Annotated in this window: 6 protein-coding genes, 4 tRNA genes and 1 pseudogene; 9 read left to right on the forward strand and 2 right to left on the reverse strand. The window is 64.2% G+C overall.

Translation table 11 applies throughout. The features are described 5' to 3' along the window. Positions 1–39: 39 nt before the first annotated feature. The gene (locus IB256_RS26730; RefSeq protein ID WP_192404682.1) at positions 40–702 is read right to left on the reverse strand and encodes a glutathione S-transferase family protein; all 663 of its coding nucleotides are present in this window, start codon (positions 700–702) and stop codon (positions 40–42) included. A gap of 48 nt (positions 703–750) precedes the next feature. Continuing rightward, complete coding sequence (locus IB256_RS26735) at positions 751–1521, reverse strand: hypothetical protein (RefSeq protein ID WP_192404683.1); 771 nt, start codon at positions 1519–1521, stop codon at positions 751–753. A 215-nt stretch (positions 1522–1736) separates the two neighbouring features. On the opposite strand from IB256_RS26735, the gene IB256_RS26740 reads away from it, so the two are divergent. From IB256_RS26740 to IB256_RS26780, 9 genes and pseudogenes are all read left to right on the forward strand, one after another. Continuing rightward, a tRNA-Glu gene (locus tag IB256_RS26740) sits at positions 1737–1812 on the forward strand. Between the two features lie 2 nt (positions 1813–1814). Then, positions 1815–1890: transfer RNA gene (locus tag IB256_RS26745), tRNA-Gly, on the forward strand. Positions 1891–1974: 84 nt separating this feature from the next. Then, positions 1975–2050, forward strand: a tRNA-Gly gene (locus IB256_RS26750). 74 nt (positions 2051–2124) lie between these two features. Beyond that, positions 2125–2200: transfer RNA gene (locus tag IB256_RS26755), tRNA-Gly, on the forward strand. A 363-nt stretch (positions 2201–2563) separates the two neighbouring features. After that, positions 2564–3322 (forward strand): annotated as a pseudogene (locus IB256_RS26760) (TerC family protein); the annotation flags it as partial. Positions 3323–3634: 312 nt separating this feature from the next. Then, a complete protein-coding gene (locus tag IB256_RS26765; protein ID WP_192404684.1) occupies positions 3635–5410 on the forward strand; it encodes a type I secretion system permease/ATPase in 1776 nt (591 codons plus the stop codon). Continuing rightward, positions 5391–6704: an HlyD family type I secretion periplasmic adaptor subunit gene (locus tag IB256_RS26770; protein WP_192404685.1), complete on the forward strand. Its 1314-nt coding sequence runs from the start codon at positions 5391–5393 to the stop codon at positions 6702–6704. The genes IB256_RS26765 and IB256_RS26770 overlap by 20 nt, the downstream gene beginning before the upstream one ends. A 2-nt stretch (positions 6705–6706) precedes the next feature. Further along, positions 6707–8086, forward strand: a complete 1380-nt coding sequence (locus tag IB256_RS26775; RefSeq protein WP_192295012.1) for a TolC family outer membrane protein — start codon at positions 6707–6709, stop codon at positions 8084–8086. Positions 8087–8724: 638 nt separating this feature from the next. Beyond that, positions 8725–9483: a LuxR C-terminal-related transcriptional regulator gene (locus IB256_RS26780; RefSeq protein ID WP_192404686.1), complete on the forward strand. Its 759-nt coding sequence runs from the start codon at positions 8725–8727 to the stop codon at positions 9481–9483. The last annotated feature ends 57 nt before the right edge of the window (positions 9484–9540 follow it).

A 9540-nucleotide genomic window follows, 5' to 3' on the forward strand; every position in this document is an offset into this window, starting at 1 on the left:
GCCCCGCCCGGGCGGGGCTTTTTCATTGCAGGCGTCGCTTCAGCGCTTAGCCATGATCTTGGCGATGATCTGCAGCTCGCCCTGGACGATCTCGGCCAGGGCAGGGCGGGCCAGGGTGCGCTCGAAGTGCGCGGCCAGCTTTGGCCAGTGCTGGGCGTCCAGCTCTTCCTCGCCGTGACGCAGGTTCACCAGCTGGCAGGCGATAGCGATGTCGGCGAGGCTGAAGCGGTCATCGACGAACCACTGCTGTTCGCCCAGGCACTTCTCCAGGTAATCGAAGTGCTCCGGGAGCTTCTCCTGCATGGCGCCTTTCACCGCCACTTCATCGCAGACCTTGCCCATCAGCGGCTTGAGCAGACGGTTGCGGAACACGGTGAAGGTGGTCAGCGGGGCCAGCTCGTAGTCGGCGTATTTTTCCAGCCAGTTGATCCGCGCGCGGGCCTCGGCGCTTGTGCCGCACAGCGGGGTGCGCTGCGCGTCGCGGTCTTCCAGGTAGTGGCAGATGACGCTGGAGTCGGCGAGGGTGAAGTCACCGTCGCGGATCGCCGGCACGCGGCGCAGCGGGTTCAGTTCGCGGTACCAGTCCGGCTGGTTGAACGGGTTGACGTTCTCCAGCTGGTAGTCGAGGCCTTTTTCGGCGGCGAACAGGCGGACTTTGCGGACGAAGGGGGACAGCGGGGCGCCGAAGACGACGAGGCTCATGCAAGGCTCCTGGGGCGAAGGTGGCCGGGGTTTTGATTCGACGGTGGATCAGTCGTAAAGGTTCTTCTTCTTCCAGATATCGTCTTCGTCCAGCGCCTTGAGGCCGTCGCCCAGTTCGCTCGGTTCGTCCGAGGCGGGCTGGGAGGTTTCCAGCACCAGGGCGTTGGCGTGGGCCAGTTGGGCTTCCATCTGCTTGAGCTGCGCCTGGTAGCGACCGATCTCGGGCTGCTTCTGCAGGTACTGCGCGCCACGCTCGAAGGCCAGACGTGCCTGGCGCGGTTGGCCCTGCTGCAGCGCCTGCTGGCCGAGGTTACCGAAGAACTCTATATGGAGGAGGGTGAGCAGGTGGCGGATTTCCTTCACCCACTTCTGAGCCTCGGCCCGCGGCAGCATGTTGTCCTGGGCGCAACGGGTGAGCTGGGCATGCAGTGCTTCGAAGAGGAAGCGCACGTCCTTGGCCTTGGCCTCGGTGAGGATCGGCTGCGGCGCGTTCTTCACCGGGATGGCTTCGCCCTTGGCGACCAGGCCGCGCAGCTCGTCCATGCGCTGCTTCAGTGCGGCGTTCTGTTTATCGACGGCCAGCAGGCGTTCGCTGAGGTTCAGCTCGAAGCCGCTGAGCAGCAGCTTCAGTGCCGGCGACATGAACTGGCCGGGCAGGGACTCGGAAACATCGGCGCAGCGCCGGCAGCGGTCGGACAGATCAGCCTTCAGGCGCGCCTGCTCCAGCTTGCGGTTTTCCACCAGGTGATTGATGTAGCCGATGGCGACCAGCAGGGCGATACCGACGAGAACCAGGACCGTAATGACGATTGGCGACACCGTGGAGTGCTCCGGATGTTTTTCCGCGAGTGTAATGTCTTAGTGATACTGCTGATAGCGGCAGCTCAGTTTTTACTCAGAAGTCTTTGATTTAAAAAATATTTCTCTGGAGGGTTGACGACCTAACAAAGCGTCCCTAGAATGCGCGCCACTTCGACGCGAAACGCAGAACTGCCAGAACGGCGAAGTCGGAAAGATGTTAAGTTCCGGGCCGCGTCCCCTTCGTCTAGTGGCCTAGGACACCGCCCTTTCACGGCGGTAACAGGGGTTCGAGTCCCCTAGGGGACGCCATTGCGGGAATAGCTCAGTTGGTAGAGCACGACCTTGCCAAGGTCGGGGTCGCGAGTTCGAGTCTCGTTTCCCGCTCCAGATTCTCGATCATCGCCACGGCGGTGACCGAAAGATGAAATGGCGTTACCCTTCGGCGAAAGCTGAAGGTTGCAACAAGTTGCTGCGGGAATAGCTCAGTTGGTAGAGCACGACCTTGCCAAGGTCGGGGTCGCGAGTTCGAGTCTCGTTTCCCGCTCCAAAATCGAAACGCCGTCCATCAGGACGGCGTTTTCGTTAACCACCGGCGAAAGCTGAGGGTTACAGCAGGTTGATGCGGGAATAGCTCAGTTGGTAGAGCACGACCTTGCCAAGGTCGGGGTCGCGAGTTCGAGTCTCGTTTCCCGCTCCAGAATCGAAACGCCGCCCATCAGGGCGGCGTTTTCGTTTGTGCGCTGAAAAAGCGTCCCGCCGTCATCAGCGAGGCGCTCGCGCCCGTACTGCCCCGCGCCAGTCCGGCGCAGTTCCGTCGCAATACACGCCGTCCAGCCCCGAACTGAACCGCGAGAAATCCTTCGAGCGCCTGTATTGAAGAAGATTCCGACGCAGCCCTGAGGGACATCCCGTTTATCGGCCCGGATGGGCGCCCGAGAATGCCTGCGCTCGATCGCCGCGCGATGGAGCGAGCCCTGTTCGTAGCGCCTGGCGGCGATATGAACGGGAATTCCTGGTCGCTCCGCTGTGGTTGCCAAACAAATGGTGGAATTGCTGAATCGCCTGGTTCAAGGTACCTGACGGCCTGCGCCACCGGATGCTGTACTGGGGCATCCTCGGCGCCATCGTGTTCCGCGCCATCTTCGTGGCCATAGGCACCGGCCTGCTGACCTTCGGTCCCTGGGTGGAATCCTGTTCGCCGCCATCGTCGCCTGGACGGGCGTGATGATGCTCAAGGGCGGCAACGATGATGACGAAGAGACGGACTATTCCAAGCACGTAGCCTACCGCTTCGCCAGGAAGTTGTTCCCGGTCTGGCCGAAGCTGCTCGGTGGCCGCTTCTTTGTGGGGCGCAAGCAGCTCGAAAGCGAAGTGCTAAAGCCGGAGAACAAGGGTATCAGCCTGGCCGCCAGGGGCGCGCTGTTCGCCACGCCGCTGTTCCTCTGCCTGGTGGTGGTCGAGGTGTCGGACGTGCTGTTCGCCTTCGACTCGGTACCGGCGGTGATCGCCGTCAGCCGCGAGCCGCTGATCGTCTACTCGGCCATGCTGTTCGCCATCCTCGGCCTGCGCACGCTGTACTTCGTGCTGGAAGCGCTCAAGCGCTACCTGGTGCACCTGGAGAAGGCCGTGGTGGTTCTGCTGTTCTTCATCGCTGCCAAGCTGGGTCTGAATGCCACTGACCATCTGTTCCACCACGGCATCAGCATCGATGCCAATACCAGCCTGATCGTGGTGCTGGTGGGGCCTGGCGCTGGGCATACTTGCCAGCCTGCTGTTCCAGGGCAAGGAGGACGCTCAGGCCGAGGCTTCCGAGCGCTGATCCGGACAATACCGCTACGCAAATGCCCGCCTCGCCGCGGGCTTTTTCGTCTCCTGAAACCGCGGACTCGACGAAGCCGGTGATCGGATTTTTCAGGGTTTCGACGGAACCAGTCTCATTTGGCGCCAGGGTCCGCCGTAGAGCGGTTCGGATGCGATGTCACGGATCGCCCGAGCGCGCTGGGCGCGCAGGTTTTTCACGAGTTTTTCACGGACTTTGCTCCGTGCCGCAGGTGGCATGGCCATTGGCCGCACAGCGGCAATTGGCCTGATCTAAGCTCCACTCAGGTCGGCCTCTCGAGCAGAGGTTTCCATGCGAAGTCCCCCTGAAGAAAACCTCCGAAGCGCACTGCAGGCCTGCCGCGAGAGCTTCCTGTTCGTGGGATTCTTCAGCCTGTTCATCAACGCGCTGATGCTTGTGCCGACCTTCTACATGCTCCAGGTCTACGGGCGGGTAATCACCAGTGGCAGCCTGACCACGCTGACCATGCTGACGCTGATCATGACCCTGCTGGTGATCACGCTCGGTTCCCTGGAGTGGGTCCGCTCGCGCATTCTGGTGCGGGTCAGCACACGGCTCGATGTGCTGCTCAGCCGCCAGGTCTACAAGGCCAGTTTCAAGCGGGCGCTGTACAGCGGCGGGATGGATGCCTCGGCCCAACCGCTCAATGACCTCACCGGCCTGCGCCAGTTTCTTGCCGGCAGTGGCCTGTTCGCCTTCTTCGATGCGCCCTGGCTGCCCATCTACATCGCCGTGATGTTTCTCTTCCACCCCTGGCTGGGCTGGGTGGCGGTGGGCAGCGCAGTGCTTCTGCTGGTGCTCGCGCTCATCAACGAGAAGCTGACCGCGCCGGCTCTCGCACAGGCCAACAAGGAGCACATCGCGGCGTCGCTGCATACCACCAAGAACCTGCGCAACGCCGAAGTCATCGAGTCCATGGGCATGCTGGAAACCCTGATGGACCGCTGGGGCGCGCGGCAGCGCGGCGTGCTGTTGCTGCAGTCCCTGGCCAGCGACAAGGGCGCGATCATCAGCACCATTTCGCGCACCTTCCGCCTGCTGGTGCAGTCGCTGGTGCTGGGGCTGGGCGCCTACCTGGCCGTGGATCACCAGGTCGGGCCGGGCATGGTGTTCGCCGGTGCCGTTCTGCTCGGCCGCGCGCTGGCGCCGCTGGACCTGATCATCGGCAGCTGGAAGGGCTTCATCTCGGCCCGCTCGCAGTACAACCGCCTCAACGACATCCTCGAAAAACTGCAGGCGCAACCCGAGCGCATGCCGCTGCCGGCACCGCAAGGGCATATCCAGGTGGAGAATCTGGTCGTCGCGGCGCCCGGCTCGATGACGCCGATCATCAAGAACATCAGCTTCAGCGTGCCCGCCGGTTGCGTGGTGGGCATCATCGGCCCGAGTGCGGCGGGGAAGTCGACCCTGGTGCGGGCGCTGATGGGTGTCTGGCCGCCACTGCACGGTGTCGTCCGCCTGGATGGCGCGGACATCAGCACTTGGAACAAGCACGACCTGGGCCCGCACATCGGCTACCTGCCTCAGGACATCGAACTGTTCGAGGGCACCGTGGGCGAGAACATCGCCCGCTTCACCGAGCTGGACTCGGAGAAGGTCATCCAGGCGGCGAAGATCGCCGGCGTACACGAAATGATCCTGCTGCTGCCAGATGGCTACGACACCGTCATCGGCAGCGAAGGGCTGATGCTCTCGGGCGGGCAGCGCCAGCGAATCGGGCTGGCCCGCGCGCTGTATGGCAGCCCGAGGCTGATCGTGCTCGACGAACCCAACTCCAACCTCGATGACGTCGGTGATCGCGCCCTGGCGGCCGCCATCCACCAGCTCAAACTGAGCGGCGCGACCGTGTTCGTCATCACCCATCGCACCAACCTCGTTTCCCAGCTGGACCGGTTGATGCTGATGAACGACGGCACCGTCACGCTCTACGGCCCCCGCGACCAGGTGCTGGCCGAACTCACCGCCAGGCAGCAGCCACAGGTGCAGCAACGGCCCATGCCGGCGGGCGCGAGCATCGCTCCGGTGGATACCCACAAGGATGACGCCGATGCCCAGTCACCCCATTGAGAGCTTTGCCGACCTGCCCGTGTCGGACCTCAAGGTGCGTCGCGTGGGGCTGGTCATCGTCGCGGTGACATTCGGTCTGTTCGGCACCTGGGCTGCGTTCGCGCCACTGGACGGCGCGGTGTACGCGCCGGGGGTGGTGACCGTGCAGGCCTACCGCAAGACGGTGCAGCACCCCGAAGGCGGCATCGTCAAGGAGGTGCTGGTGCACGACGGCGACATCGTCAAACGCGATGCCCCGCTGATCGTGCTCGACGACGCGCAGCTGCGTTTCGAGTTCGACATGACGCGCAGCCAGCTGATCGCCGCCGAGGCCATGGAGGCGCGGCTGAAGGCCGAACGCGATGCGCAGACCGCGATCGATTTCGACGGTGTTGGCGATCTGGCCAGCCCCCGCGGCGTAGAGGCGCGGCAGAGCGAGACGCAGGTCTTCAACGCTCGCCAGGGCTCGCGGCAGGGCCAGATTTCCGTGCTGCGCGAGCGCATCGGCCAGTTGAACCAGCAGATCGACGGGCTGCAGTCGATGATCGGCGCCAAGGTCCAGCTGGCGAATTCCTACAGCGGCGAGATCGGTGAGCTGTCCGACCTGCTCAAGCAGGGTTACGTCGACAAGCAGCGCCTGCTCGAGCAGCAGCGCAAGCTGGAGATGATCCGTGCGGAAGTCGCCGATCACCGCTCCACCATCAACCGCACGCGCCTGCAGATCAACGAAACGCAGCTGCAGATCCTGCAGATCGACAAGGACTTCAGTGCCGAGGTCGCCAAGCAACTGGCCGAGGTGCAGACGCGCATCTACGACTTGCAGGAGAAGAGCTCGTCCCTGCAGGACCGCCTGGGCCGCATCGTCATTCGCGCGCCCGACGCGGGCATGGTGATCGGCATGACGGTGCACACCGTGGGCGGCGTAGTGCGGCCGGCGACGCCGCTGCTGGACATCGTGCCCTCGGTGTCCGAGCTGGTGATCGAGGCCCAGGTGCCGCCGGTGGACATCGACCGCGTGGCCATCGGCAAGCGCGCGGACATTCGCTTCAGCGCCTTCAACAGTGCGACCACGCCGGTCATCGAAGGCGAGGTGATCAACGTCTCGGCGGACCGTCTGGTCAGTGAAAAGACCAACGCCGCCTACTACCTGACGCGGGTCCGGGTCACCGAGAAAGGTGCCCGTGCGCTGGGCGAGCGCAAGTTGCTGCCGGGCATGCCGGCGGACGTGCTGATCATCACCGGGCAACGCACCCTGTTGCAGTACCTGATGCAGCCGGCGCGCAACGCTCTTTCCCAATCGATGATCGAGGAATGACCATGGCCGCATCCTGCTTTGTGCTGGCGGGGACGCTGATGTTGGCGGCGGGGGGCGCGCTGGCGCAGACCTCCCCGGTGGTGCCCGGTGGGGTCAGTGTCGCCGATGACGCCACCGACCTGTTGCACCTGTACCACGAGGCACGACTGGAGGACCCGCAGATACTGGCTTCCTATGCCCACGCACAGGCGGGCAAGGAGTACCAGCGCGAGGCCATGGGCGTGCTGCTGCCGCAGCTGTCGCTCAATGCCGGGACCAACCAGATTCACCAGCGCAACGACCTGATCGACGAGAGCTACGACAGCGAGAACTACAGCCTGGTGCTGCGCCAGTACCTCTACAACAAGGCGGCCTGGGAGAACTACCAGAAGTTCAAGAGCATGGCCCTGCAGTCGGAGTCCGAGGCGCTGGATGCCCAGGCCGAGGCCACGGTGGAGCTGGCGCGGCGCTACTTCACCGCACTGGCCGCCGAGGACGAGCTGGAGCTGGTGGTCGCCGAACGGCGCACCACCCAGGAAAGCCTCGACCGGGTCAATGCGCTGTTTGCCAAACAGTTGGCCCTGGTGACCGACCAGCTCGACCTTCAGGCGCGAGTGGACCTGCTCGCGGCGCAGGAACTGGAAGCACGCAACCAGGCGACCATCAGCCGTGAGGCGTTGACCGAGATCGTCGGGCGGCCGGTCAAGGAGCGGCTCAGCCGGGTGCGTGATGACGTGCGCCTGCAGATGACGGAACAGAGCCTGGAGAGCTGGGTGCGTGACGGGATTGCCCTCAACCCGGCGCTCAAGGCGCGGGAGAGCGGCGTCGAGGCGGCGGAGGCGGCGCTGCGCAGCGGCAAGGGCGGGCACTACCCGACCCTGAGCCTGAACCTCAGCGCGCAGCAGACCAACGAGGGCTACAACAACTCCCTGGCGCCGCGCACCGACAGCTATGTCGCCGGCGTCGGCCTGCAGGTGCCGATCTACAGCGGCGGCTCCACTTCGGCGCGGGTGCGCGGGCTGTACCAGGACCAGCTGGTGGCCGAGGAGCAACTGGAGGAAATCCGCCGGCGGGTGGTCAAGGAGATCACCAGCGCGTACCTCACGGCCAATTCCAACGGCGAGAAGATCCAGGCCAACCGCCTGGCCCTGGTTTCGGCGCACAAGTCGCGGGAGTCGGCGGAGAAGGCGCTGGGCTACGGCATGGTCAACGCGGTGGATGTGCTGGCCGCGGTGCGCAACGAATTCCGTGCCCGACGCGACCTGCTCAAGACCCAGTATGAGTTCCTCAGCAATGTCTTCACCCTCAACCGCTGGGCGGGCAAGCCGCCGATCGAGAGCGTGCAGAGCGTGAACAGCTGGCTGAGCCCCGGCAGTTCCGGCCAGGACTTCCCGCGTCCCTGATCCCCTCTTGGAGGGCGCGCGATGCGCCCTCGCAGTTCCGGCTTGCGTCCTTGCGCGGCCGGCTAATTCCCCGCTGCCGGTTGTCGTCTTCGCATACTTGCTGCTCTCGTAAAGTGCCGGAATTGACGAGAATTTGACGAGATTGTGCTTATCGTGATTTCTCCCCAGCCACTCGTCGTTTAATTGACGAGTCGGGCCTTGACCGGCAGCAGCCTCCCGAGTGTCGCGGGCGTTTCCAAGCTTTTGATTTTCCGGGCGTGGAGCGCGTTGCGGGGGACGGGCGGCACGACCGTTCGCCGCGAAATCGAACCGCTGGTCGACGGGTGGCAAGGCGGGTAGCGAAGCGGCCTGACCTAGACTCAGGTGACCGGACGAGGGAGCACAGATCATGTGCAACTGGTTGATAGATATTCGTATTCATGCCGCCACGAAGGCTTTTTCCGGCCTGGGAAAGCCTCCCTTGGCCGGGCGTGCGGAGGTAACGTCCGCGCCAAAGAAGTCCTTGTCCGCCAGCTCCGGGGCTGGCAACGCGAGAACCTGTCGCCGCTTCCGTCCTGCTTCCAATCGCCGTGGCCCGGTGAGACCAACACCGAGCGGCTGGAGCGCGCGAATCCATTTGCAGAGGGGGTCAGCCAGCCATGTCTGACCACGGAAAACCGATACGGGTGATGCTGATCGATTGCCGCCCGCTCGTTCTGATCGGCCTCAACGACCTGATCAATGCCAGGAAGCCACGCATGGAGGTCAGTGGCCAGGCCACGACCTACACCTACGCTCTGGACCTGGCCGACCAGCAACGCCCCGACGTGATCTTCTTCAGCTTCTTCCCTGATGCCCTGAACCCGCTGGAGGTGGTCGGCGAACTGACCCGCAGCGCGCAGGTGAAGGTGCTGGTGCTCAAGGGGCTGTACGAGGCCGTCCCGGTCGCCCAGGCGATCGAGGCGGGCGCGCGGGGCATCGTGCTGGCGGAAGACCCGACCGAATCGATCATCCAGGCCATCGTCAATGTCCACCATCGCGATATCGGCCTGGACCGGGCCTGGGCGGGTGGGCTTTCCGGCTACGCCGCGAGCTCGCATGTCCCCCTCAAATGCAACCATGAGCAAGCCAAGCAGGCGCGGCTGACGCTGCGCGAGCGCGAGCTGATCAGCGCCATCGTCGAGGACCCGTCAGCCAAGTACATGAGCATCGCCGAGCGCCTGGGCATCAGCGAACACACGGTGCATAACCACCTGAGCAACATCTACCAGAAGCTCAATCTGATCAACCGCATGGACCTGCTGATGTACGCGCTAAAACACGGACTGGCGGGCAGTGAGGAGCCGCCGGAGTCCGCCTGGGTGGAGCTGGACCGGACGCAGCCGCCGGGCAACGGCTCTTCGCTCAGAGGCACTTGAAGCGACACCTGCCTGCGCGAATGCCTGCTCTGTTTTCTCCGTCCTGAAAAACGATGC

It is taken from the genome of Pseudomonas sp. PDM17, from assembly GCF_014851985.1.
In the GTDB taxonomy this organism is placed as follows: domain Bacteria; phylum Pseudomonadota; class Gammaproteobacteria; order Pseudomonadales; family Pseudomonadaceae; genus Pseudomonas.